Below are 21,631 nucleotides of genomic sequence, written 5' to 3' on the forward strand. Positions count from 1 at the left end.
GCAGGACGGGCCGATCGTGCGGCCCGGTACGACTAGATGCAGCGCCCGCCGTCGACTTCGAGGCAGACGCCGGTGATGAATTCGGCTTCGTCGGATGCAAGATAAAGCGCGGCGTTCGCGATGTCCTGCGGCGTCGAGAAGCGGCCGAGCGGGATCGTCGCGAGGAAGCGGCGGCGATTGTCCGGGGTGTCCTCGCAGCCCATGAATTCGGTCATCAGCGCGGTTTCGCCGAGCACCGGGTTGATGCAGTTCACGCGGATGCGGTCGGCGCCGAGCTCGGCCGCGAGCGACTTGCTGGCGGTGATCATCGCGCCCTTCGTGCTGTTGTACCAGACGAGGCCCGGGCGCGGCCGCACGCCGGCCGTCGACGCGACGTTCACGAACACGCCGCCGCCCTGGGCGCGAAAGTACGGCACGAAGGTCTGCACGCTCCAGAACAGGCTCTTCATGTTGACCGCGTACACGTGGTCGAATTCGGCTTCCGTCACGTCGAGCACCGGCTTGTTGCGGTGCGTGGTGCCCGCGTTGTTCACGACGATCTGCACCGCATGGAAATCGTCGAGCGCGGCCTGCAGCAGCGCGCGCCAGTCGTCCTCCTTCGACACGTCGCCGGCCGCCGCAATCGCCTTGCCGCCCGCGAGCGCGATCTCGCTCGCGACGCGCTCGGCCGCCGCGCCGTGCAGGTCGTTGACGACGACGTTCGCGCCTTCGCGCGCATACGTCTTCGCGATGCCTTCGCCGAACCCCGAGCCGCCGCCCGTCACGATGGCCGTCTTGCCGCTCAACCGCATGGTGTGTCTCCTGTGCTGGTTATGAGAGTCGTCGTGTGTCGCGATGCGGCCGGGCGCTGCCGGCCGCGTGTCGCGCGCCGCGCGTTCAGCCGTGCCGGATCGCGATCGTCTTCAGCGCGGTGAAGCCGTACAGGGCCTCGAAGCCTTTCTCGCGGCCGTGGCCCGAATGGCCGACGCCGCCGAACGGCAGTTCGACGCCGCCGCCCGCGCCATAGTTGTTGATGAACACCTGGCCTGCGCGCAGGCGCCGCGCGAGCCGCATCTGGCGCGCACCGTCGCGGGTCCAGATGCCCGCGACGAGGCCATACGGCGTGCCGTTCGCGAGTGCGACGGCTTCGTCCTCGTCGACGAAACGCATGGCCGCGAGCACGGGGCCGAACACTTCCTCCTGCGCGAGCCGGTGCGAGGGCGGCACGTCGCGCAACAGCGCGGGCGCCTGGTAGAAGCCGCTTTCGGGTGCGTCGGCCACCACCTGCCCGTGCGCGGCCATCGGAATGCCGTCGTGCTGCGCATCGGACAGAAAATCCCACACGCGTTGCTGCTGCTTCGCGTTGATCAGCGGGCCGCAGTCGAGATCGGCGCGGCTCGGGCCGACGCGCAGCCCGTTGAACGCGGTGGCGAGGCGCTCGACGAGCGGCTCGTACACCGCGCGCTCGATCAGCACGCGGCTGCCGGCCGAGCACGTTTGCCCGCCGTTCTGCACGATGGCGGCTACGAGCACGGGCAGCGCCGCGTCGAGATCGGCATCGGCGAACACGATTTGCGGCGACTTGCCGCCGAGTTCGAGCGTGACGGGCACGTGGTTCTCGGCCGCCATCTGCGTGACCAGCTTGCCGGTGGCCGGCGAACCGGTAAACGAGATGTGGTCGATGCCCGGATGGCGCGCGAGCGCGGCGCCCGCTTCATGGCCGTAGCCGGTGACGACGTTGAGCGCGCCGGCCGGCAGCCCGGCCGCGGCGGCCAGCTCGGCGACGCGCAGCACGGACAGGCACGCATCCTCGGCCGGCTTGACCACGCACGCGTTGCCGGCCGCGAGCGCCGCGCCGACGCTGCGCCCGAAGATCTGCATCGGGTAGTTCCACGGCACGATATGGCCGGTGACGCCGTGCGGCTCGCGCACCGTCAGCACCGTGTAGCCGGCCTGGTAGGGGAGGGTTTCGCCGTGCAGCTTGTCGGCGGCGCCCGCGTAGAACTCGAAGTAGCGTGCGAGCGCGGCGGCATCGGCGCGCGCCTGCTTCAGCGGCTTGCCGGTGTCGCGCGCCTCGATCGTGGCGAGCTCCTCGATCGAATCCGCCACGCGCGCCGACAGCCGCATCAGCACGCGGCCGCGTTCGGCGGCGCTGGCGGCGCCCCACGGGCCCGCGAACGCGTCGCGGGCTGCGGCGACCGCGCGTTCGATGTCGGGCGCGGTGCCGCGCGCGATCGTTGCGAACGGCTGGCCGTCGGACGGATCGACGACCGTGATGGTTTCCAGTTGCACGGGCGGCGTCCATTCGCCCGCGATGAAATGCTTCGCCTCTTCCATGCCTCCTCCTGTCGACCCAAGTTAGCGCTTTAGCGCTTACTTGGGTCCCATGCATAGCGGTCGACCCAAGTGAGCGCTTCAGCGCTTGCCCGGGCTCCATGCTTTGTGTTCGACGTGCAACAGGCCGCCGGTTCGACGGCCCGACATCCGGAACGATTATCGCGCCGATCGTCATCCGGACGCCACCGGTCGATTGGCTATAATGGCGCATTCCTTTTGGGGGACGCCCGCGGCGGTGCATCGGCCGCGGCGCCCTGTCCCGAATTCCCATCGACCTACAGAGAGTGCTCATGAGCTTCAATCATGTTCCGGCCGGCAAGGACCTGCCGCAAGATTTCAACGTGATCATCGAGATTCCCGCGCAAAGCGATCCGGTGAAGTACGAGGCGGACAAGGAACTGGGCCTTCTCGTCGTCGACCGCTTCATCGGCACGGGCATGCGCTATCCGGTGAACTACGGCTACATCCCGCAGACGCTGTCGGGCGACGGCGATCCGGTCGACGTGCTGGTGATCACGCCGTTCCCGCTGCTGGCCGGCTCGATCGTGCGTTCGCGCGTGCTCGGCATGCTGCAGATGACCGACGAGTCGGGCGTCGACGCGAAGCTGGTCGCGGTGCCGCACGACAAGATCTGCCCGATGACGGCGAACCTGAAGACGATCGACGACGTGCCCGAGTACCTGAAGGATCAGATCAAGCACTTCTTCGAGCAATACAAGGCGCTCGAGAAGGGCAAGTGGGTGAAGGTCGAAGGCTGGGCCGGCATCGAAGCCGCGCACAAGGAAATCACCGACGGCGCCGCGAACTACAAGAAGTAAGCGGCGTGCCGGCCGGCGGCCGGTTCGTACGGAACGCGAACCGCGCGTGTCTCCTCAGGAGGCCGCGCGGTTTTGTTTTGCGCGTGCGGTTTTCGGGCGGGCGGATGGGGAGACGGGCGCGGGCGGGACAGCCGGCGCTTTCTTCGCGCGTTTCGCTCGGGGCGGGGCAACGGACGGAGCGGTCGCGGCGGCGGCTTTCTTGGCCGCTGGACGGCGCCGGGCCGGTGCGGAAGCAGCCTCTTCGCGTACGCTCGCGGCGGGCTTGCCGGCAGTGGCCGGCGCTTTCCTTTCTGACGACGTGGAAGAGGGCGATCCGGTTTTCTTTACCGGTGCGCCACGCGACGTGGTCTTTTTTGCGGCAGCATTGCCGTCGGCTTTTGCACGTTTCGCGTCCGGTGCGGCTTGACTTGATTTCGTCGACTTCGACGCTGGTGTGCCCTTTGCCGGCTGCGCCGTCTTCGCGGCCGTTGCGGACCCGGCAACTTTCCCGGCCTTCACCTTTTTCCCGGCAACCTGTTCCGTTGCAACTGCCGTCGCCGCATCGTCGATGCTTTCCGCCTTCGCCTTCTTCCGCCCGCGCGCCGTGGCCTTCGTCCCGGCCGTGTCGCCGGCCTCGTCAAGCGCGACCACCACCGGCAACACCGATTCCAGCGTGCGCAACCCAGCCGCCAGCTCGCGCTTTTTCGCGGGCGTGAGCCGCTTCACCCAGTATTCGGCGCGCGACGCGCTCGACCGGTCGGGCAGCGCAAACGACGCGAGCACCGCGCGCGGCTTGCGCGAGCGCGTGTAGCGCGCGCCCTTGCCGGACGCGTGTTCGTCGAAGCGCGCGGCGACATCGGTCGTGATGCCCGTGTAGACGCTGTCGTCGGCGCATTCGATCAGATACAGAAACCAGGACATGGCAGGGCGGCGGGATGCGAAGCCGCCAGTGTCTCAGAAAAAACGGGCGTCAACGCCGCCGGTCGCCGTGCCCGTCGCGAAAGCGGCTCGGCGCCGCGCCGAGTTCGCGCGTGAAGAAGCGCGTGAACGCGCTCGTCGAACGGAAGCCGACGCGCACGCCGATCTCGCCGATCGGCAATTGCGTGTTGAGCAGCAGGTCGCGCGCCTCGCCGAGCCGCGCCTGCGCGACGAGCGCATGGAAGCCGACCGCTTCGCGATGCAGTCGCCGGCGCAGCGTCCAGCGCGACATCGCGAAGCGCGTGCACACATGCTGCATCAGCGTATCGGTCGGCACGTCGACGTCGTCGGACGTGCGCAGCCAGTCGCGCACGCATTGCTCGACCGACGAGCCGAACGTCGAGCGGGCGCGCACGCGCTCGCGCGCGGCGTCGGCCGCATGACGCTGGATGCCGGCGAGCGGGGCGTTGTAGCGTTCGAACGGCGTGTCGACGTGCGCGGAGCGCAGCACGATGCGGTTGTGCGCGGCATCGAACGATACCGGCGCGCCGAGCATGTCGCGCAGCGCGGCGACGGGCGCGAACGCGCGGCCGGCGAATGCGGCGTTGTCGACGCGCACGTGCGGGTCGTACAGGCGCGCGAGCGCCGCGAGGATCGCGAGGTTCGCGAACGCGCTGCCCGCGTGCCGGCCGTCTCCTTCGTTCACGTACTCGAGCGCGATCGCGTCGTCGTTCTCGTGCGCGAACACCCAGTCGACGTTGCCGATCAGCTCGCGATAGCGCAGGTAGCCGTGCAGCGCGTCGCGCAGCGTCGCCGCGTTGCAGGTGATGCCGGCGAGCTCGGGAAACGGCACGAGCCACGGCACGACCTCCGGCGGCGGGCGATGCCACGACAGCGGCCAGCCGCTCGTCAGCTGCATGGCGGCCACGTGCCGGTCGCCCGCGATGCGGCGCGTGTCGTCGGCGAGCTCGGCCGGCCCGATGCCGAGCGTCTCGTAAAGCGGTGCGGGATCGATGCCGTTCGCACGCGCGTCTTCGCACAGCCAGCGGTAGATCCGGACGGATACCGATTTCTGTTGCAACTCCATGTCTGTCTCCCTGTCGTCATGCCGTTCGGGTTTGTCCCCGCTGCGAGAGGTCAACGCATGCTCCTGCCGGTCAAGCGTGGTGACCGGTCGATTTTTAGACTCGGACGCTGGAGTGAGGCGACAAGTACAACAGAACGATTCTGGAGGATCAATGAAAACTTCGCTGTTCCGGTGTTCGACGATTGCGTCCGCGTGCGCGCTCACGGTGCTGCTCGCATCGTGCGGCGGCGACGACATCCATGCTCCGACCACGCCGGCCGACCCCGACGCGGCAGCCGACCAGCGCGCGGCCGCGCTCGTCGCGCAACTGACGACCGACGAGAAGCTGCAGCTCGTGCATGGCACGGGCATGCCGGCCCTCAACCTGGGCGGCCCGTTCCCGGCCGACGCGCTGAATGGCGCGAGCTACATCCCGGGCGTGCCGCGGCTCGGCATCCCGGCGGTCAGCAGCGCCGATTCGGCGGGCGGCGTGAACGTGAAGAATGCGCGCGTGACCGCGCTGCCCGCGCCGGTCGCGCTCGCGGCGACGTGGGACCCGGCGCTCGCGGGCACCTACGGCACGCGCATCGCGCTCGAACTGCGCGCGCTCGGCTTCGCGCAAGGGCTCGGCGGCGGCGTGAACCTCGCGCGCGAGCCGCGCAACGGCCGCACCTTCGAATACATGGGCGAGGACCCGGTGCTCGCGGGCACGCTGAGCGCCGCGCGCACGCAGGCCACACAGGCGCGGAAGGTGATCGCGACGATCAAGCATTTCGCGTTCAACGACCAGGAAACCAACCGGATGACGGTCGATTCGATCGTCGACGAGCGGACCATGCGCGAGGCCGAACTGCTCGCATTCGAGATCGGCGTGAAGGACGGTCAGCCGGGCAACGTGATGTGCGCGTACAACAAGCTGAACGGCGTGTATGCGTGCGAGAACCCCTATCTGCTGACGACGGTGCTGAAGAACGAGTGGGGTTTCAAGGGCGTCGTGCAGTCAGACTGGGGCGCGACGCATTCGACGGTCGCGGCTGTGCAGGCCGGCCTCGACGAGGAACAACCGGGCGCGGCCGACGACGGCAACGCGCCGCTCGGCTCGTACTTCAATTCGAAGCTGCGCGCGGCGCTGCAGGCCGGCAGCGTGTCGGCCGCGCGGCTGAACGACATGGTGCAGCGCAAGCTGCGCACGCTGATCCGCATCGGCGTGATGGACGCGCCGCCGAAGCCGGGCGGCGCGATCGACGAAGCCGCGGGTAACGCCGATGCGCTCGCGATCGCACGGCAAGCGGCGGTGCTGCTGAAGAACGCGGCCGCGCCGGGCGACACGCAGCCGGTGCTGCCGCTCGCCGCCGGCGCGCTCAAGTCGGTCGTGGTGATTGGCGGCCATGCGGACGCGGGCGTGCTGTCGGGCGGCGGCTCGGGTGCGGTGCCCGCGATCGACGGCAACGCGGTGACGTCCTGCCAGCAGCCGGCCGACATGCTGTTCGGCGGGTGCGCGACCTGGTACAAGTCCGCGCCGCTCGCGGCGATCCGCGCGAAGGCGCCGAACGCGTCGGTCAGCTATCTCGACGGGACCGACGCGAATGCCGCGGCGAGCGCGGCCGCGCAGGCCGATGTCGCGATCGTGTTCGCCACGCAGTGGCAGACGGAAGGGCTCGACCTCGCGAGCCTGTCGCTGCCCGATGCGAAGGCGGACCCGTACAACCAGCAATACGACCAGAACGCGCTGATCGCCGCGGTCGCCGCGAAGGCGAAGCGCGTGATCGTCGTGCTCGAGAACGGCAGCCCCGTGCTGATGCCGTGGCTCGCGAACGTGCACGGCGTGCTGGACGTGTGGTATCCGGGCGCGCAAGGCGGCCAGGCGATCGCCGACCTGCTGTTCGGCGACGCGAATCCGTCGGGCCGGCTGCCGCTGACGTTCCCGAAGCAGGAGGCCGACCTGCCGCAGCCGACGATCGATCCGTCGAACCTGCAAAACGTCTACGCGGAAGGGCTCGCGTACGGCTATCGCTGGTTCGACGCGAAGGCGATCGAGCCGCTGTTCCCGTTCGGCTACGGGCTGTCGTACACGACGTATGCGTTATCGGCGATGTCCGCACAGGCGGACGCCGCGGGCAACGTGACGGTCGGTGTGACGGTGACGAATACCGGTGCGCGCGCCGGTACGCACACGGTGCAGATCTACGCGGCGCTGCCCGCGTCGCTCGGCGAGCCGCCGAAGCGGCTCGTCGGCTGGACCAAGGTCGCGCTGCAGCCGGGCGAGGTGCGCACGGTCAGCATCGCGGTGCCGGCGCAGCGCTTCGCGGTGTGGGATGCGAGCGCGCACGCATGGCGGATCGGCGCCGGCAGCTACGGGCTGTCGGCGGCCGCGTCGTCGCGCGATCCGCAGGCACTGTCGCAGACGGTGACGCTCGCCGCGCACTGAACCGGCGACGATCGTGCGGCATGCGGCGAGGCCACGCATGGCTTCGCCGCATGCCGGTGCGCGGTTCGCGCTAACCGTTGCCGCGCCGGAACGGATCGTGTTCGCGCAGTTCGTCGACGTATGCGTGGATATGCTCGGTCTCGCGTTCGAGAAAGCGTGCGACCGCATCGGAAAACGCCGGATGCGCGAGCCAGTGCGCGGAGTGCGTGACGGTCGGCAGGAAACCGCGCGCGAGCTTGTGCTCGCCCTGCGCGCCGCCCTCGAAGGTGTCGAGCCCGGCCTCGATGCAGAATTCGAGCAACTGGTAGTAGGCCGTTTCGAAATGCAGGCAGGGCACGTGCTCGATCGCGCCCCAGTAGCGGCCGTACAGCGTGCCGCCGCCGTGCTCGCCGCGCCGGTACACGGCGAGCGCGCTCGCGATCGGTTTCCCGTCGGCTTCCGCGATCACGAGCAGCAGGTTCTCGGGCATCGTCGCGCCGATCGTGCGGAAGAAGTCGAGGTTCAGGTACGGGCTCGAATAGTGCTCGCGGTACGTTTGCCGATAGCAGCGCGAGAAGAAGCGCCAGTCGGCGTCGGTGATCTGGTCGCCGGTCAGCCGCCGGAAGGTCACGCCCGCGTCGTGCACCTTGCGCCGCTCCGCGCGGATGTTCTTGCGCTTCTTCTGCTCGAGCGTGCCGAGGAAATCGTCGAAGTGGCGGTAGCCGTCGTTGAGCCAGTGAAACTGCACGCCTTCGCGCAGCATCATCCCCATCGATTCGAGCAGCCGCGCTTCGTCGCCGGTCGGGAACAGTACGTGCAGCGACGACACGTCGCTCTGCTCGGCGAACGCGAGCAGCGTGGCTGCGAGCCGGCGGCGCGCGTCGTCGTCGGCCGCGAGCAGCCGCGTGCCCTGCACCGGCGTAAACGGCACCGCGCACAGCAGCTTCGGATAGTAGGGCAGGTCGTTGCGCTGGTACGCGTCGGCCCACGCCCAGTCGAACACGTATTCCCCGTACGAATGCTGTTTCGCGTAGACGGGCGCGGCGGCCGCGAGGCGGCCGGTGCTGGCGTTGGTCAGCGTGACGAAGTGCGGCGACCAGCCGGTGTCGTCCACCGCGCAGCGCGCGACGTGCAGCGCGTCGAGGAATTCGTGGCGCAGGAACGGCGTCGGCTGCGCGTCGCGCGCGAGCAGCGCGTTCCATTCGTCGGCCGGCACCTCGGCGGGGGACGACAGGATGCCCGTGCGATAATCGATGCGTTCGTGTTTCAAGCGTGAATCCGTACCGTTGGATGTTGCCGGATGCGGGCCGCCGTGGCCCGCATCCGGGTCGATTTCGTCAGCCGTTCAAGGCGCGCCGCCGGGTTGCGCCGCTCCCGCCATGAAGACCCGACTCGCTCTCGCCCAGATCAACGTCACCGTCGGCGATTTCGCCGGCAACGTCGCGCGCATCGTCGCGGCCGCGCGCGCCGCGCACAACGATGGTGCGCAACTGATGGTCGCACCCGAACTCGCGCTGTCCGGCTATCCGCCCGAAGACCTGCTGCTGCGGCCCGCGTTCTACGCGGCGGCGGCCGCCGCGCTCGACGCGCTCGCCGACGCGCTGCGCGCATTCGACGGGCTCGCGGTGCTGGTCGGCCATCCGTTGCGCGGTGCGGGCAAGGGTCCGGGCAGCGGGGCCGGCGACGATGCGCGCGCGTCAGCCGTCGATGGTAATGCAAACCGCCCGATCGAGCGCGGCGTGCCGCCCACCGATACCTTCAATGCGGTGTCGCTGATCGTCGGCGGCGAGATCGTCGGCACCTACCGCAAGCAGGATCTGCCCAACGCCGAGGTGTTCGACGAGAAACGCTACTTCGCGACCGACACCGAGCCGCTCGTATTCGAGCTGAACGGCGTGAAATACGGCGTGATCATCTGCGAGGATGCGTGGCATGCATCCGCCGCGCAGATCGCGAAGGCGGCCGGCGCGCAGGTGCTGCTGATCCCGAACGGCTCGCCGTATCACCTGAACAAGGAAGCGGTGCGCATCGACATCCTGCGTGCGCGGATTCGCGAGACAGGGCTGCCGATGGTCTACGTGAACCTCGTCGGCGGCCAGGACGAACTCGTGTTCGACGGCGGGTCGTTCGTGCTCGACGGCGAGGGCGCGCTCGTCGCGAAGATGCCGCAGTTCGACGAAGGGCACGCGATCGTCGAATTCGACGGCGCGCGGCCGCTGCCCGGCGCGATCGCGCCCGAGCTGTCGACCGACGCGCAGGTGTACCGCGCGCTCGTGACCGGCGTGCGCGACTACATCGGCAAGAACGGTTTTCCCGGCGTGCTGATCGGGCTGTCGGGCGGCGTCGATTCGGCGCTGGTGCTGGCCGTCGCATGCGACGCGCTCGGGCCCGAGCGCGTGCGCGCGGTGATGATGCCGTCGCGCTTCACGGCCGACATCTCGACCACCGACGCGGCGGAGATGGCGCGGCGCGTCGGCGTGCGCTACGACGAGATCGCGATCGCACCGATGTTCGATGCGTTCCGAGCCGCGCTTGCAACCGAATTCGCGGGCCGCGCGGAAGACGCGACGGAGGAGAACATCCAGGCACGCATCCGCGGCACGCTGCTGATGGCGCTGTCGAACAAGTTCGGCTCGATCGTGCTGACGACCGGCAACAAGAGCGAGATGGCGGTCGGCTATTGCACGTTGTACGGCGACATGGCCGGCGGTTTCGCGGTGATCAAGGACATCGCGAAGACGCTCGTGTACCGGCTGTGCCGCTATCGCAACGCAACGGCCGACTACGGATTGCGCGACGTGATTCCCGAGCGAATCCTGACGCGCGCGCCGTCGGCCGAGCTGCGCGAGAACCAGACCGACCAGGACAGCCTGCCGCCATACGACGTGCTCGACGCGATCATGCGGATGTACATGGAAGAAGACCGGCCGCTCGCCGAGATCGTCGCGGCCGGCTACGCGCAGGCCGACGTCGAGCGCGTGACGCGGCTGATCAAGATCAACGAATACAAGCGCCGCCAGGCGCCGATCGGCATCCGCGTCACGCATCGCGCATTCGGGCGCGACTGGCGCTACCCGATCACGTCGCGCTTCACCGAACGGCTCGATTGAGCGGTGCTGGGCCGGATGCGGCCCGCCGGCTTACAATCGGGAACGCGATTTTTCATCCAAACGAGCATTGAGGGACAACCATCATGAAACGCATCACCGCCATCATCAAGCCGTTCAAGCTGGACGAAGTCCGCGAAGCGCTCGCCGAAGTGGGGCTCACGGGCCTGACCGTGACGGAAGTGAAGGGCTTCGGCCGTCAGAAGGGTCATACCGAGCTGTATCGCGGTGCGGAATACGTCGTCGACTTCCTGCCGAAGATGAAGATCGAGGTGGTCGTCGCGGAAGCGCAGGTCGATCAGGTGATCGACGCGGTGATCGGTGCGGCGCGCACCGGCAAGATCGGCGACGGCAAGATCTTCGTGTCGGACGTCGAGCGCGTGATCCGCATTCGCACCGGCGAGGAGAACGAAGCGGCCGTCTGAGCGCCGCGTCCCGCCATTCGATGACTTCCCGGCCGCTTCGGCCGATCGGGCCACGGGTCGCACGAACCCGACGCCCAAGAAAAAACGGTGCGGATACCCGGTTGGGTACCGCACCGATACGCGCCTCTCGCAGCAGCGTGGAAAGTGTTGTCGAATCGTTCTTTGACGGCGCCTGATCAGAACAGGTGCTGGATGCCGGCGTAGACGCCGGTCTGGCTGCCGCCCGGATGCGGGTTGCCGGTCGACACGGCGGTGCCTGCACCGTTCGCGTTCAGACCGAAGTTGGCCGACGAGCTGTTGCGCACCGTCGCGGCCTGCAGGTCGAACAGCGTGCGCTTCGAGATGTTGTACGAACCGCCGATCGTGTAGATGTTCGCGTTGCCGCCGCCATGGTTCGCGTTCACGTGATACACGGCCGCGATCAGCGCCGCTGCCGGCGTGGCCTGCCACGTCACACCGCCCCACACCTGTTGCGTACCCGTCACGCCGGCGTTCACTGCCGGGCCGCCGCTGCCGTCGGCGCGCGATGCCTGGTAGGCCGCCTGAACCTTGAACTGGCCGAGGAACACGTTCACGCCCGCGAAGTATTCACGCGAGTAGTTGAACACGTCCGAGAAGCGGCCGTTGCTGTCGCGCGTTTCGTCGTAGATGCCGCGCAACTGGAACAGCGAGTTCGTGTAGGTGACCTGACCGCCCATTGCACGGCCCGGCTGGCCGGCCGTCGTGTTGCCGTTGAAGCTGGTCGAGTTCGAGAACGAGAACTGGCCGTAGAAGTCGAGGCCGTAGAGCGACGGCGACTGGTACGACACGTTGTTGCTGGTCTTGTTCCAGTTGCGGCCGCGCACCAGCGAGGCCGTCGACCAGGCCGACTGGCCGAACGGGTCGAAGTCCCACACGCCGTTGGCGATCGCGAGTTCGCGACCCAACAGCAGCGTACCGTAGCGGTCGTTCGAGATACCGACGGTCGCGAAACGATCCCAGATCGAGCCGCTGAAGCCGCCCGTCATCGTGTTGAACGCGCCTTCGAGGTGGAACAGGACCTTGTTGCCGCCGCCGATGTCCTCGCTACCCTTCAAGCCCCACAGGCTCGTGCCCCAGTCGCCGCTTTCCGCGCGCACTTGGTGGCCGTTTTGCAGGCCGTTCAGGTATTCGATGCCTGCATCCAGGCGGCCATACAGCGTGACGCTGCTCTGCGCGTGCGCCGTCACCACCCCAGCAGCCATCAGCGCGGCCGCGACCAAAGCTTTCTTCATCATCTCCTCCATACCCTGTCAAAAAGTCAACCCAGACTGCACGAGATGCCCGGAGCGCGAGCGCCGGGCAAAAGCGGGATAACCAGGGAGACCTCGTGCAGGGCCGGTAAGCGCGGCACGCGGGCAAGCAGACGGAAAACCGTTGAGCGGTCCCGCGCAGCCGGGTCGGCCTGCGGGGTCTCCTTGTTGTGTCGTGAAGCTAAACTACATTTCACGAACTTCGTTTTGCTACTTTGGTTACTAATTTAGCAAAAATACAATTTTGTGGCGACGGAAATCGTTGTTTGACTAACCGTTGTCGCCAAATTGCCATGCAACACGGTGCGCGACAGGTGTCCCTGGGGTTCCTGATTACCGGAAAACCCTTGTCCCGCAAGGGAGACATGGATTCCTCGGGTGTGGGTCAAGGATTGCCACTATTGACGTCGCCGGGGCGCCGGCGTAAGCGCGAAAGTCGCGAAATTGGTAAGTATTTCGTAATGATTCGGGCGATTGCCGACAGTGCCGATCAACGCGTGAACTCCCGTCCCGCCACGCGCCGCGCTTAGTCCGGGCTTGGCCGCGCGGCGAGCAACTGGGCGCGAATCCAGCGGTGCGCATCGGTGCGCGCATGCTTCGCGTGCGAGTAGACCTTCACCGTGTAGCGCGGGATCTCGAACGGCGCGGGGAAGAGGCGGATCGGCGCCGCATGCCGCAGCGCCTGCGCGGCGCGGTTCGGCACCGTCATCAGGAGTGCCGACTCCGCGATCACGAACGGCGCGGCCAGCACGGTCGGCAACTGCACGGCCACCTGCCGCGCGAGACCAAGCCGGTCGAGCACGTAGTCGACGACACCGCGCGACTCGTTCCACGGCGTGACGACCACGTGGCGGGCCGCCAGGTACTGGTCGAGCGTCAGCCGCCGCCGGATGTCCGGATGCGCGGCGCTCGCGATCACGACGTAGTCGTCGGAGAACCAGTCGAAATCCTCGATGCCCGGCGCGTCGGCTGCCGATTCCTCGTGGTAGCCGAGCGCGAAGTCGATGCGGCCGGCCGCGAGCGCGTCGACGGAAATCTTGCGGTCCGAATGGACGACGCGGATTCGCAGGTGCGGCGCCACGTGCTGGATGCGGGCGAGGAACGCCGGCAGCACCGCGAACGCCGTGTAGTCCGTCGCGGCGAACACGAACGTGCGGTCGCTTTGCGCCGGGTCGAAGCGGCGTGCGCGGGCGAGCCCCTTCGACATCGCGTCGAGCGCGTCGCCGGCCCACGTGGCGATGTCGTCGGCGCGCACGGTCGGCTGCATCTCGTTGCCGAGGCGCACGAACAGCGCATCGCCGATCGCGTCGCGCAGCCGGGCGAGCGCGTGGCTCAACGCCGACGGGCTCAACGCGAGCTCGTGCGCGGCCGCCGCGACCGACCGATGGCGGTACAACGCGTCGAATACGAGCAGCAGGTTCAGGTCGAGGCGGCGCAGATCGGGATGCATCATGTTCAGGTCTGGATGAAGAAACTGCACTTCCTGCAGGCATGGCATGAACGTAGCATGACGGTTCGAACGGCGCCAGCGCGGGTGCGCGGCGCCGTTTTCCCGTTGTTTTCCGCTTCGCATCCGGGCCGGAGGAGGGCTCAACCCGTGCAAATCGATATCCGTTCCGCCACCGTCGCCGACGTGCCGCTGATCCTGCGCTTCATCACCGAACTGGCCGTCTACGAGAAGGCGGAGCACGAAGTCGTCGCGACGCCCGAGTCGCTCGAACGCAGCCTGTTCGGCGAAGGCTCGTCGGCGCGTGCGCTGATGTGCGAGGTCGACGGCGAGCCGGCCGGCTTCGCCGTGTATTTCTTCTCGTATTCGACGTGGCTCGCGCGGCAGGGGCTGTATCTGGAGGATCTGTACGTGTCGCCGCGTTTTCGCGGCGCCGGCGCGGGGCTGCGGCTGCTGAAGGCGCTCGCGCGTATCGCGGTCGACTCGGGCTGCGGGCGTTTCGAATGGAGCGTGCTCGACTGGAACGAGCCGGCGATCCGTTTCTACGAAAGCGTCGGCGCGGCGCCGCAGAGCGAATGGGTACGTTACCGGCTGGCGGGCGACGCACTACGCGCGTTCGCCGACGGCGCGCCGGTGAGCGCCGCGTAAACGCGAAACGGGCGCCGCGCGGCGAACCGCGGGGCGCCCGTTCGGGCGTGGCGCGTGGCGGGCGTTACTTGAGGCTGCCCGACAGGAACGCGCGGAGGCGGTCGCTCTTCGGGTTCGCGAGCACCTCGGACGGCACGCCTTGTTCCTCGACGCGCCCCTGGTGCAGGAACATCACGTGGTTCGACACGTTGCGCGCGAAGCCCATCTCGTGCGTGACGACGATCATCGTACGGCCTTCCTCGGCGAGCTTCTGCATCACCTTCAGCACTTCGCCCACCAGCTCCGGGTCGAGCGCGGAGGTCGGCTCGTCGAACAGCATCACGTCCGGATGCATCGCCAGCGCCCGCGCGATCGCCACGCGCTGCTGCTGGCCGCCCGACAGATGCGACGGATATTGCTTCTCGACGCGCGGCGCGAGGCCGACTTTCTCGAGATACTCGCGCGCACGGTCCTCGGCTTCCTTCTTCGGGATGCCGAGCACGTTCACCGGCGCTTCCATCACGTTCTCGATCACGTTCATGTGCGACCAGAGATTGAAGTGCTGGAACACCATCGACAGCTTGGTGCGCACGCGCTGCAGCTGCTTCGCATCGGCCGCGCGCAGCGCGCCCGTCTTGTCGAGCGCGGTGCGTACTTCCTCGCCATCGACGAAGATGCGGCCCGCGTTCGGCTGCTCGAGGAAGTTGATACAGCGCAGCATCGTGCTCTTGCCGGAGCCGGACGAGCCGATCACGCTGATCACGTCGCCCGAGTTCGCCCTCAGCGACACGCCTTTGAGCACCTCGTTGTCGCCGTACCGCTTGTGGAGATCGTCGACGAAAAGCTTCTGGGTCTGGGAGTTCATTCGATAGTCCTGCGAAAACTTACTTGCCTTGCGGGCGCAGATACGCGAGCCAGCGGCGCTCGGCCTGGCGGAACAGCCACACGAGCGTGAACGAGATCGCGAGGTAGAGCAGGGCGGCGATGCCGAACGCGTGGAACGACATGTAGGTCGCCGAGTTCACGTCGCGCGCGATCTTCAGGATGTCGGGCACGGTCGCGGTGAAGGCCACCGTCGTCGCGTGCAGCATCAGGATCACTTCGTTGCTGTACAGCGGCAGCGCGCGGCGCAGCGCCGACGGCAGGATCACGCGGCGATACATCGTGAACGGCGACATCCCGTACGCGCGCGCGGCTTCGATCTCGCCGTACGACGTCGCCTTGATCGCGCCCGCGAAGATTTCAGTGGTGTACGCGCAGGTGTTCAGCGTGAACGCGAGCAGCGTGCAGTGCATCCCGTCGCGGAAGAACGCATCGAGCATCGGCGTGCCGCGCACGGCCTGCAGGCTGTAGAGGCCCGTATAGCAGAGCAGCAGCTGCACGTAGAGCGGCGTGCCGCGAAACACATACGTGTACAGCCAGACGGCGCCCGACAGCCACTTCTTCTTCGACACGCGCGCGACGGCGAGCGGCACCGACAGGCAGAAGCCGAGGCCGATCGACACGACGAGCAGCCACAGCGTGATCGCGACACCGGTGGTGCGATAGCCGTCGGTGTAGAGATAGTTGCGCCAGTATTCTTGGATGAGTTCGATCATAGGTCAGCCTTGCGGACACCGGTCGAGTAGCGCTTTTCGAGCCACATCAGCACGAAGTTCGAGATCGTCGTGATGGCGAGGTAGACCGCTCCCGCGATCAGCGTGAAGAAGAAGAACCGCAGCGTGCCCTTGCCGGCGTCCTGCGACGCCTTCACGACGTCGGCCAGGCCGATGATCGACACGAGCGCGGTCGACTTCACGAGCACCTGCCAGTTGTTGCCGATGCCCGGCAGCGCGAAGCGCATCATTTGCGGGAACATGATCCGCGTGAACACCTGCCAGTTCGTCATCCCGTACGCGCTGCCGGCCTCGAGCTGGCCGCGCGGCACGGACAGGAAGGCGCCGCGGAACGTCTCGGTGAAGTACGCGCCGTAGATGAAGCCGAGCACGAGCACGCCGGCGAGGAACGGGTCGATGTCGATCTGGTCCCAGCCGAGCGCGTCGGTCGCCATGTTCAGCCAGATCTGCAGGCTGTAGAACAGCAGCAGCATCAGCACGAGATCGGGTACGCCGCGGATCAGCGTCGTATAGACGGTGCCGACGCCGTTCGTCACGCGGTTGCGCGACAGTTTCGCGCCGGCGCCGAGCAGCCCCAGAAGGAACGACAGCGCCAGCGAAAGCACCGCCAGTTTGACGGTTTGCCAGGTGCCGGCGAGGATCAGCGGGCCGTAGCCTTGTAGAAACATATGGGGTCCCTGGTGTGGTCCCTGAGGGCGCACGCAGTGCGCCGCGAAAGACGCGCCCGCCAAGCTGCGCGGAACGCCCCGTGCGTATCATGACCGTCCGCCCCGGCAACGGTGCCGGGCGAGCCCGTCGCGCGAACGGCGGGCAAGGGGGCGGGCGGCGCGTGGTTGACTGCCTGTACTGCCCGGACGCGGGGCCGCCCCCGCATCCGCTGCTGCTTGTCGGCGTTCAGCGGGCCGGCGCCGAATAGACGCTGAACGAGAAGTACTTGTGCGACAGCCGGTCGTACGTGCCGTCCTTGTGCATGTCGGCCAGCGCCTTGTTGATCCTCAGCTTCAGGTCGGTATCTTCCTTGCGCAGGCCGATCGCGGTGCCGTCGCCGATCGTCTTCGGATCCTTCACTTCCGGCCCGGCGAACGCGAAGCCCTTGCCGCGCGGCGTGCGCAGGAAGCCGTAGTCGGCCTGCAGTTCATCCTGCAGCGTCGCGTCGAGGCGGCCCGTGCCGAGATCGGCATAGACCTGGTCCTGGTTCTGGTAAGGAACGATCGTCACGCCCTGCGGTTCCCAGTACGCTTTCGCGTAGGTTTCCTGCGTGGAGCCCTGCTCGACGCCGACGCGCTTGCCCTTGAGCGACGCGACCGTCGGCAGCAGCGGCGAGCCGGTCTTCGCGATCATCCGGGCGGGTGCGTCGTACACCTTGTCGGAGAAGTCGATCTGCTCGCGACGCTTGTCCGTCACGGTCAGCGACGACACGATGACGTCGTACTTCTTCGCCTTCAGCGCCGGGATGATCCCGTCGAGATCCTGCGCCACCCACACGCACTTCACGTTGATCCGCTTGCAGATTTCCTTGGTGAGATCGACGTCGAAACCGACGATCTCGCCGCTCGGCGCGGTCGACTCGAACGGCGGGTAGCTGGCATCGACGCCGATCCGCACGGTCTTCCACTCCTTCGCGAAGGCGCTGCCCGCCACGAGGGCGAGGGCGGCGCACAGGGCGGCCTTCTTCATTTCCATCCTTCTGTTGCTGACTTTCCGGGGGCGCTCGCGGCCGGTCGAACCGGGCGCCGCGGCGTATTCTAGACGGCCAAAAATCGCCGATCGGCGCTCTGGCGTTGGCGGCCGCCGGAAGGGCGAACGCCAAAAGGGCGGTATTTTACCCGAACGCGATACCCGGAAAACGGCAATCCGGCGCGGTCGACCGATTCCTCGATTCGGCTGTTGCGGCAATTGGGGTATTCGCAACGAATATTTCGGCAATTGGTCGTGCGGGTGCAACAATGCGGTGCGCGGGCGGCGGATTGTGGCGCTGTCGGCCTCCCCTTACAGTGGAGGTAAACCCGAACAGAACATCTGCGCCCCGAGCGTCCGCCCCAATGTTCAAGATCCTGCGCGCCGAAGACCGCTGCCACACGCACCACGGCTGGCTCGAATCGAGTCACAGTTTTTCGTCCGTCTGCCGCGACGGGCATGCGCCGGTGCGTCCGCCCGTCGGCGCGCTGTGCGTGCTGAGCGAGGACCTGATCGCGCCGACGCGCGGTTTCGGGATGCAGCCGCGCCGCGACGTCGAGATCGTCACCTACGTGCTGGATGGCGAGCTCGCGCACCGCGACAGCCTCGGCTGCGGCGCGATCGTCCGGACCGGCGGCATTCAGCGGATGAGCGCCGGCACGGGGCTCGTGCACAGCGAAACCAACGCGTCGCGCGACCGGCCGCTGCATCTGGTGCAGATCTGGCTGCAGCCGGCCGAACGGGGCGGGCGGCCCGGCTACGAGGAACGGCGTTTCGCCGACGACGAGAAGCGCGGGCGGCTGAGGCTCGTCGCGGCGCCCGACGGCAGCGACGGCGCGCTGTCGATGCGGGCGGACGCCCGCATCTTCGCGGGACTGATCGACGGCGACGAGACGACGGCGTTCGAGGTGCCGGCCGGGCGCAGCGTCTACGTGCACGTGGCGCGCGGCGAGGTCGAGGTCAACGGTCGCGCGCTGGCCGCCGGCGACGGCGCGCGGATCGGCGGCGTGGACGCGGTGGCGTTCGCGCGTGGCCGCTCGGCCGAGGTGCTGCTGTTCGACGTCGCCTGAAACGAAAAGGGGACGCAGGCCGGTGCCTGCGTCCCCTTCGATGCCGCTGCGGGAGCGGCCCGCCGGCTTACTGCGCCGGCGTCGACGCGCCCTTGGCGGCCGCGCGATGCTGCTCCCAGCGCTCCTTCATCTTCTCGTGGCGCTGTTCCATCTTCGCGAACTGCTGCTTGAGCGCGGTGCTGACCATCGTCTTCTGCTGGTCGTTCAGCCCGTTGTAGAACGTGAGCCACGCGGCGGACGTCTGCTCGCGCAGTTGGGCGTTTTGCGCTTCCGCCTGCTGGCGTGCCGAGTGCATCGCGCTCAGGTCGAGGATGGGCTGGTTCTGCTGCGCCTTGAACTGCTCGCGCAACTGCTCGTGGCTCTTGCGCATCGCGTCACGGTTCTGCTTCATCGTGTTGACTGCTGCCTGCCATTGCTGTTCCTGCGACGCGTTGAGTTTCAGCTGATCGTGCAGTTTCATGATCGCGCCGAACGGGCCGCCTTCGTGCCCGCCGTGCATCTGGTGCATGCCGGGGCCGCCCGGCGGCGGCACGTCGGTGGGTTGCGCGGCATGTGCGGTGCCGAATGCGAGAGCGAGCAGGGCGGCGGCCGCGATGGCCACGCGGGAAGTCTTCTTATACATTTCAGAAACTCCTTGTATCCAAAGGGTCCGGCGATGCGGTGCCGGGAAAGTCGGGTACCGCATCCGGTAAGACGCAGGTTAGCGATGCAGGCCCCGGCGGGTGTTACGCGGGGTGGCGGCCCGGTTACCGCGCATTACAGTTCCCTTGCGCGGTAACCCGCAGTAACCCTTTCGCCCCTTTGTTTCGTTCTTCGACTCCGCCCTCGCGCGGTAAACTTCGAGCCATGACTACCCAGATCCTCATCGTCGACGACGACCAAGAACTCCGAGACCTGCTGCGCGACTATCTCGTGCGCCAGGGGATGGAAGTGTCCGTGCTGCACGACGCGGCGACGCTCGAGAAGCGCCTCGAGCGCGAGCGGCCCGACCTGATCGTGCTGGACCTGATGATGCCGGGCGTGGACGGCCTGACCGCGCTGCGCCAGTTGCGCGCGGCCGGCGACGACATCCCCGTGATCATGCTGACCGCGCGGGCGGACGACGTCGACCGCATCGTCGGGCTCGAGCTCGGCGCGGACGACTACCTCGGCAAGCCGTTCAACCCGCGCGAGCTGCTCGCGCGCGTGCAGGCCGTGCTGCGCCGCCGCCGCGCGACGCCGTCGGCAGCCGCGCCCGAGCAGCGCGAGCCGTTCGCGTTCGGCCGCTTCCTGCTCGACTTCCAGGCACGCACGCTGTCGGTCGACGGCAAGCCGGCCACGCTGTCGAGCAGCGAATTCGCGCTGCTGAAGATCTTCGTGAACCACGCGCTGCGCACGCTCACGCGCGAGCGGCTGCTCGAGCTGCTGCACGGGCCCGAGTACGACGGCACCGACCGCGGCATCGATGTCCAGGTGTGGCGCCTGCGCCGCATCCTCGAAACGGATCCGTCGACGCCGCGCTTCATCCAGACGGTCCGGGGGCGCGGCTACGTGTTCGTGCCCGACGGCGAGGCCCATGCGCAAACCCATTGATTCACTGTTCGGGCGGCTGGCGCTGCTCGTCGTCGGTGTCCTGCTCCTGTCGCACTTCGCGTGGTTCTTCGCGATGCGGCTCGAGCGCAACCAGATGCAGACGCGTTATGCGGTCGAGGAAGCCGCATTCCTCGTCGACGCGGTGCGCCAGCACGTCGAGCGCACGCCCGACCAGCCGTTGCCGTCGCGCGTGCGGCTCGTGTCGCCCGACAGTGCCGATGTGCCGAAGAACGGCGATTCGGGCCTGCCGCCGCCGCTGAAACGGTTCCGCGACGACGTGAGCGAGCGCATGCCGCCCGGCACGCAGGTCGAGATCGGCACGCCCGGCCATCCGCCGGTGCTGTGGGTGAAGGAGCCGGCCGACCGCAACTGGATCGTGGTGCCCGTGCAGCCGCTGCGGCCGCCGCGCTCGCTCGACCGGATGCTGCTGTGGCTCGGCACGATCTTCTCGGCCGGCGTGATCGCCGCGCTGTTCGCGGCCTGGCAGTTGCAGCAGCCGTTGCGCTCGCTCGCGCGCGCGGTCGCGCGTTTCGGCCGCGGGCAGCCGGTGCCGCCGCTGCGCGAGCGCGGCCCGCGCGAGCTGCGTCAGCTCACGCACGGCTTCAACCAGATGGTGGAGCAGGTGTCGCAGGCCGAGAGCGATCGTGCGGTGATGCTGGCCGGCGTTGCGCACGACCTGCGCACGCCGCTCGCGCGGATGCGCCTGCGGGCCGAAATGATGGACGACGCACGGCTGCGCGACGGCGTCGTGCGCGACGTCGACTCGATGTCGCACATCGTCGACCAGTTCCTGGTGTTTGCGCACGGCGGGGCCGACCGCAGCGAGCCGGTGTCGGTCGACCAGGCGTGCGAGCGGATCGCGCGCAGCTATCGTGCGGTCGCGCCGAATGCGCCGACGGTCCAGACGCGGCTGGAGGCCGATTCCGGCTTCCGGCTGCCGACGGCGACGCTCGACCGGATCCTGTCGAACCTGCTGGACAACGCGCATGCGTACGGTGCGCCGCCCGTGTTCGTCGAGACGGCGCGCACGCCGGCCGGCTACGTGCTGTCGGTCAGCGACAGCGGCGGCGGCATCGCGCCGCGTGACCTCGCCGCCGCGACGCGGCCGTTCGTGCGGCTCGATCCCGCGCGCGGCGGGAACGGCCACAGCGGGCTCGGGCTCGCGATCGTCGAGCGGCTCGTGCTCAGGCTGGGCGGCGCGTGCGACATCGGCAATCGCCCCGAGGGCGGCCTGCGGGTATCGATGACGTTCCCGTTCGACGCCGTGCCGAAGGACGAACCCCACGCACAGGCCGCATGAGCGGCCGCGGCGCCT

At 68.1% G+C, this 21,631-nt stretch carries 20 protein-coding genes; 8 read left to right on the top strand and 12 right to left on the bottom strand.

The window, feature by feature from the left end; genetic code table 11:
* Window positions 1–32: 32 nt before the first annotated feature.
* Together HWX07_RS24680 and HWX07_RS24685 are read right to left on the bottom strand one after the other, a co-directional pair.
* Entirely contained in the window at window positions 33–791 is a 759-nt protein-coding gene (locus tag HWX07_RS24680; protein WP_175877996.1) for an SDR family oxidoreductase, read from the bottom strand.
* 85 nt (window positions 792–876) lie between these two features.
* Window positions 877–2,316 (bottom strand): aldehyde dehydrogenase family protein, encoded by a 1,440-nt coding sequence (locus tag HWX07_RS24685; RefSeq protein WP_175877997.1) that lies wholly within the window; start codon window positions 2,314–2,316, stop codon window positions 877–879.
* A 290-nt stretch (window positions 2,317–2,606) separates the two neighbouring features.
* On the opposite strand from HWX07_RS24685, the gene ppa reads away from it, so the two are divergent.
* Window positions 2,607–3,134, top strand: a complete 528-nt coding sequence (gene ppa / locus HWX07_RS24690; protein WP_006489643.1) for an inorganic diphosphatase — start codon at window positions 2,607–2,609, stop codon at window positions 3,132–3,134.
* 54 nt (window positions 3,135–3,188) lie between these two features.
* Here the strand turns inward: ppa and HWX07_RS24695 are convergent, their stop codons facing one another.
* Together HWX07_RS24695 and HWX07_RS24700 are read right to left on the bottom strand one after the other, a co-directional pair.
* The gene (locus HWX07_RS24695) at window positions 3,189–4,034 is read right to left on the bottom strand and encodes a GIY-YIG nuclease family protein (protein WP_175877998.1); all 846 of its coding nucleotides are present in this window, start codon (window positions 4,032–4,034) and stop codon (window positions 3,189–3,191) included.
* A gap of 49 nt (window positions 4,035–4,083) precedes the next feature.
* Window positions 4,084–5,118: an AraC family transcriptional regulator gene (locus HWX07_RS24700; RefSeq protein ID WP_175877999.1), complete on the bottom strand. Its 1,035-nt coding sequence runs from the start codon at window positions 5,116–5,118 to the stop codon at window positions 4,084–4,086.
* 151 nt (window positions 5,119–5,269) lie between these two features.
* Here HWX07_RS24700 and HWX07_RS24705 point away from each other — a divergent pair, with 151 nt between their 5' ends.
* Window positions 5,270–7,525: a glycoside hydrolase family 3 C-terminal domain-containing protein gene (locus tag HWX07_RS24705; protein WP_175878000.1), complete on the top strand. Its 2,256-nt coding sequence runs from the start codon at window positions 5,270–5,272 to the stop codon at window positions 7,523–7,525.
* A 70-nt stretch (window positions 7,526–7,595) separates the two neighbouring features.
* Here the strand turns inward: HWX07_RS24705 and HWX07_RS24710 are convergent, their stop codons facing one another.
* Window positions 7,596–8,774 carry a GNAT family N-acetyltransferase gene (locus HWX07_RS24710; RefSeq protein ID WP_175878001.1) on the bottom strand — a complete coding sequence of 393 codons (1,179 nt, stop codon included), beginning with the start codon at window positions 8,772–8,774 and terminating at the stop codon, window positions 7,596–7,598.
* Between the two features lie 109 nt (window positions 8,775–8,883).
* Here HWX07_RS24710 and HWX07_RS24715 point away from each other — a divergent pair, with 109 nt between their 5' ends.
* Both HWX07_RS24715 and HWX07_RS24720 read left to right on the top strand, forming a co-directional pair.
* Window positions 8,884–10,614 (top strand): NAD+ synthase, encoded by a 1,731-nt coding sequence (locus HWX07_RS24715; protein WP_175878002.1) that lies wholly within the window; start codon window positions 8,884–8,886, stop codon window positions 10,612–10,614.
* Window positions 10,615–10,697: 83 nt separating this feature from the next.
* The gene (locus HWX07_RS24720; protein WP_006398637.1) at window positions 10,698–11,036 is read left to right on the top strand and encodes a P-II family nitrogen regulator; all 339 of its coding nucleotides are present in this window, start codon (window positions 10,698–10,700) and stop codon (window positions 11,034–11,036) included.
* 176 nt (window positions 11,037–11,212) lie between these two features.
* Here HWX07_RS24720 and HWX07_RS24725 read toward each other — a convergent pair whose 3' ends face one another.
* The gene (locus HWX07_RS24725) at window positions 11,213–12,292 is read right to left on the bottom strand and encodes a porin (RefSeq protein ID WP_126362794.1); all 1,080 of its coding nucleotides are present in this window, start codon (window positions 12,290–12,292) and stop codon (window positions 11,213–11,215) included.
* A gap of 541 nt (window positions 12,293–12,833) precedes the next feature.
* Window positions 12,834–13,760, bottom strand: a complete 927-nt coding sequence (locus HWX07_RS24730; RefSeq protein WP_175878003.1) for a LysR family transcriptional regulator — start codon at window positions 13,758–13,760, stop codon at window positions 12,834–12,836.
* A gap of 144 nt (window positions 13,761–13,904) precedes the next feature.
* Between HWX07_RS24730 and HWX07_RS24735 the strand changes: the two genes are divergently transcribed.
* Window positions 13,905–14,402 carry a GNAT family N-acetyltransferase gene (locus HWX07_RS24735; protein WP_175878004.1) on the top strand — a complete coding sequence of 166 codons (498 nt, stop codon included), beginning with the start codon at window positions 13,905–13,907 and terminating at the stop codon, window positions 14,400–14,402.
* 64 nt (window positions 14,403–14,466) lie between these two features.
* Here HWX07_RS24735 and HWX07_RS24740 read toward each other — a convergent pair whose 3' ends face one another.
* The 4 genes from HWX07_RS24740 to HWX07_RS24755 form a co-directional block, all read right to left on the bottom strand.
* Window positions 14,467–15,246: an ABC transporter ATP-binding protein gene (locus HWX07_RS24740; RefSeq protein ID WP_175878005.1), complete on the bottom strand. Its 780-nt coding sequence runs from the start codon at window positions 15,244–15,246 to the stop codon at window positions 14,467–14,469.
* Between the two features lie 19 nt (window positions 15,247–15,265).
* Window positions 15,266–15,979, bottom strand: a complete 714-nt coding sequence (locus tag HWX07_RS24745; RefSeq protein ID WP_175878006.1) for an ABC transporter permease — start codon at window positions 15,977–15,979, stop codon at window positions 15,266–15,268.
* Complete coding sequence (hisQ, locus tag HWX07_RS24750; protein ID WP_006489645.1) at window positions 15,976–16,665, bottom strand: histidine ABC transporter permease HisQ; 690 nt, start codon at window positions 16,663–16,665, stop codon at window positions 15,976–15,978. The genes HWX07_RS24745 and hisQ overlap by 4 nt, the downstream gene beginning before the upstream one ends.
* A 226-nt stretch (window positions 16,666–16,891) precedes the next feature.
* Window positions 16,892–17,674 (bottom strand): ABC transporter substrate-binding protein, encoded by a 783-nt coding sequence (locus tag HWX07_RS24755; protein WP_124677891.1) that lies wholly within the window; start codon window positions 17,672–17,674, stop codon window positions 16,892–16,894.
* A 365-nt stretch (window positions 17,675–18,039) separates the two neighbouring features.
* Between HWX07_RS24755 and HWX07_RS24760 the strand changes: the two genes are divergently transcribed.
* A complete protein-coding gene (locus tag HWX07_RS24760; RefSeq protein WP_175878007.1) occupies window positions 18,040–18,744 on the top strand; it encodes a pirin family protein in 705 nt (234 codons plus the stop codon).
* Between the two features lie 67 nt (window positions 18,745–18,811).
* Here the strand turns inward: HWX07_RS24760 and HWX07_RS24765 are convergent, their stop codons facing one another.
* Window positions 18,812–19,366 carry a periplasmic heavy metal sensor gene (locus HWX07_RS24765; protein WP_175878008.1) on the bottom strand — a complete coding sequence of 185 codons (555 nt, stop codon included), beginning with the start codon at window positions 19,364–19,366 and terminating at the stop codon, window positions 18,812–18,814.
* A 224-nt stretch (window positions 19,367–19,590) separates the two neighbouring features.
* On the opposite strand from HWX07_RS24765, the gene HWX07_RS24770 reads away from it, so the two are divergent.
* Both HWX07_RS24770 and HWX07_RS24775 read left to right on the top strand, forming a co-directional pair.
* Window positions 19,591–20,316, top strand: a complete 726-nt coding sequence (locus HWX07_RS24770; RefSeq protein ID WP_006493394.1) for a response regulator — start codon at window positions 19,591–19,593, stop codon at window positions 20,314–20,316.
* Entirely contained in the window at window positions 20,300–21,616 is a 1,317-nt protein-coding gene (locus tag HWX07_RS24775; RefSeq protein ID WP_175878009.1) for an ATP-binding protein, read from the top strand. The genes HWX07_RS24770 and HWX07_RS24775 overlap by 17 nt, the downstream gene beginning before the upstream one ends.
* The last annotated feature ends 15 nt before the right edge of the window (window positions 21,617–21,631 follow it).

The organism is Burkholderia sp. BCC0097 (assembly GCF_902832985.1).
GTDB classification, from domain to species: domain Bacteria; phylum Pseudomonadota; class Gammaproteobacteria; order Burkholderiales; family Burkholderiaceae; genus Burkholderia; species Burkholderia orbicola.

Bases quoted from the DNA above. Each gene is read 5' to 3' on its own strand.
- HWX07_RS24680 (WP_175877996.1), bottom strand. From the start codon at position 791: ATGCGGTTGAGCGGCAAGACGGCCATCGTGACGGGCGGCGGCTCGGGG.
- HWX07_RS24685 (WP_175877997.1), bottom strand. From the start codon at position 2,316: ATGGAAGAGGCGAAGCATTTCATCGCGGGCGAATGGACGCCGCCCGTG.
- ppa (WP_006489643.1), top strand. From the start codon at position 2,607: ATGAGCTTCAATCATGTTCCGGCCGGCAAGGACCTGCCGCAAGATTTC.
- HWX07_RS24695 (WP_175877998.1), bottom strand. From the start codon at position 4,034: ATGTCCTGGTTTCTGTATCTGATCGAATGCGCCGACGACAGCGTCTAC.
- HWX07_RS24700 (WP_175877999.1), bottom strand. From the start codon at position 5,118: ATGGAGTTGCAACAGAAATCGGTATCCGTCCGGATCTACCGCTGGCTG.
- HWX07_RS24705 (WP_175878000.1), top strand. From the start codon at position 5,270: ATGAAAACTTCGCTGTTCCGGTGTTCGACGATTGCGTCCGCGTGCGCG.
- HWX07_RS24715 (WP_175878002.1), top strand. From the start codon at position 8,884: ATGAAGACCCGACTCGCTCTCGCCCAGATCAACGTCACCGTCGGCGAT.
- HWX07_RS24720 (WP_006398637.1), top strand. From the start codon at position 10,698: ATGAAACGCATCACCGCCATCATCAAGCCGTTCAAGCTGGACGAAGTC.
- HWX07_RS24725 (WP_126362794.1), bottom strand. From the start codon at position 12,292: ATGATGAAGAAAGCTTTGGTCGCGGCCGCGCTGATGGCTGCTGGGGTG.
- HWX07_RS24730 (WP_175878003.1), bottom strand. From the start codon at position 13,760: ATGATGCATCCCGATCTGCGCCGCCTCGACCTGAACCTGCTGCTCGTA.
- HWX07_RS24740 (WP_175878005.1), bottom strand. From the start codon at position 15,246: ATGAACTCCCAGACCCAGAAGCTTTTCGTCGACGATCTCCACAAGCGG.
- HWX07_RS24745 (WP_175878006.1), bottom strand. From the start codon at position 15,979: ATGATCGAACTCATCCAAGAATACTGGCGCAACTATCTCTACACCGAC.
- hisQ (WP_006489645.1), bottom strand. From the start codon at position 16,665: ATGTTTCTACAAGGCTACGGCCCGCTGATCCTCGCCGGCACCTGGCAA.
- HWX07_RS24755 (WP_124677891.1), bottom strand. From the start codon at position 17,674: ATGAAGAAGGCCGCCCTGTGCGCCGCCCTCGCCCTCGTGGCGGGCAGC.
- HWX07_RS24760 (WP_175878007.1), top strand. From the start codon at position 18,040: ATGTTCAAGATCCTGCGCGCCGAAGACCGCTGCCACACGCACCACGGC.
- HWX07_RS24765 (WP_175878008.1), bottom strand. From the start codon at position 19,366: ATGTATAAGAAGACTTCCCGCGTGGCCATCGCGGCCGCCGCCCTGCTC.
- HWX07_RS24770 (WP_006493394.1), top strand. From the start codon at position 19,591: ATGACTACCCAGATCCTCATCGTCGACGACGACCAAGAACTCCGAGAC.
- HWX07_RS24775 (WP_175878009.1), top strand. From the start codon at position 20,300: ATGCGCAAACCCATTGATTCACTGTTCGGGCGGCTGGCGCTGCTCGTC.